The sequence below is a fragment of the Nitrospira sp. BLG_2 genome (assembly GCF_049222245.1).
Genome location: NZ_JBLYIG010000197.1, coordinates 1 through 1,573, shown reverse-complemented (window position 1 = coordinate 1,573; position 1,573 = coordinate 1). Strand labels below are relative to the sequence as shown.

3 protein-coding genes are annotated in these 1,573 nt (G+C 55.8%); all 3 read left to right on the top strand.

From position 1 onward, the window contains the following. Positions 1-480, top strand: a 480-nt coding sequence (locus ACOSYY_RS05415) for an RNA polymerase sigma factor (RefSeq protein ID WP_421661245.1), incomplete at its 5' end; no start/stop codon positions are given. A gap of 98 nt (positions 481-578) precedes the next feature. Beyond that, positions 579-794 (top strand): anti-sigma factor family protein, encoded by a 216-nt coding sequence (locus ACOSYY_RS05410; RefSeq protein WP_421661244.1) that lies wholly within the window; start codon positions 579-581, stop codon positions 792-794. 29 nt (positions 795-823) lie between these two features. Next, positions 824-1,573 (top strand): hypothetical protein (locus ACOSYY_RS05405; RefSeq protein ID WP_421661243.1); only part of this gene is annotated, 750 nt, incomplete at its 3' end.

Here is a 1,573-nt window from a genome sequence, read left to right as displayed (position 1 = left end):
GCAAAGGATTTGGTACAGGAGACATTTTTGAATGCCTATCGAGGCCTCGATAGATTTCGAGGTGATGCTCAGATTTCAACGTGGCTCTATACCATCGCCTCGCGGGCCTGCCTCCGCATGCGGCGCAGACGGAAAGGAGCCCCGGAACGCGAGTTGTCGCTCGAGGAGTTCATCCCCTCGTCTGATGGTGAATTTCACTTGCAGATCCCGATCGATGGACGCGACCCCGAGGCCGCGCTCCAAAATAAACAATTGCGGGAAGCGCTCGATGCCGCAATCAACCGATTACCGAAGAAGTACAAAATGGTCTTGGTGCTTCGTGACATGGAAGGGTTAAGCGCCAAGGAGGTCGGAGCCATCATGGGCCTGAACGAACGAGCGGTAAAATCGCGTTTGCATCGGGCTCGGTTGTTTGTGCGCCGTGAACTCAGTGCGCAAGGTCTTGGGGAAATGCCCGACGACCATGGCGCACGGGGGTAACGGAAGGACGGATCCACATGGGAAAAACTGGCGCTTCCAAGCAGCACCGGCATTCTTCAACGACTGGGCTTCGACATGCTCATGACAAGAACCGGTGTTTGGGCATTCTTCGCCGGTTGTCCGCTTACATTGATGACGAACTTTCGGCGCGCATTTGCCAGGAAATTCGTCGACATCTGGGCGCTTGCCCAAACTGTGAAACCTTCGTGACCTCCTTGCGCCAAACCGTGGCGCTCTGTCGCCACAACCCGGTACCGACTTTATCGGCAGCCGAACGTGCGTTGATGCGCGCGAAAATTCTGAAAATCGTCTGATTTGAAATGCACAACACTACGAGTTTTTCATGATGAACAAGAATTTATTGCTTGGAATTTTACTCCTCCCAGGACTGCTGACGGCACTTGGGATAACCGTACCCGACCTTGTCACGGCGGCCCCCAAGGCTCCTCGGAAGGCGACTGAAAACAAGGCCGCCCACAAAGCCGCCATCGACACGGCCCTTCGATATGCCGAAGCCATCTCCAAAGGCGACAAGATCACGGCTGGACATCTGGACTTCGCATGCCAATACAAACACCTGACCGTGCCATCGGCCAATCCCCCTAATCCTAAGACAACTGAAGCCTCGTATGAGGATTGTTGGCATGACCTGACTGCCGGCCATGCCCCGGCGTTGAAGCGTTCGGATATTGGGATGCACATCCTCTGGCCCAGCACAGGTCCCCTGGTATTTTATGGAGACGATCTCCCCCGGACGCAAGCCTCGGCCTTTGTCATGGATGTCCTCGGAACGTCGCCGCCCGGACCCGGTCTTCATCTCACGGTGGCAAACAGCCGCTCGATTCCCAACGGATCGTTCCGACTAAAGCGGAAGGAGAAAGTCATCGGCGTCCCGACCACGCTGGTTGACTTGACCATCCATTACCACGACCCGCTCACATCGCCGGTTACGTACGGACCCGACACCGTCCGATGGACGAATACGATCAAACGAGAGCGGCGCGCCATAAAATCCATCACGACTCAATGGGTCGTTTTCACCGGACTCAAAAAACACGGTTTTCCTCGAGACTCGGCCGTCTTTCATCTGCCC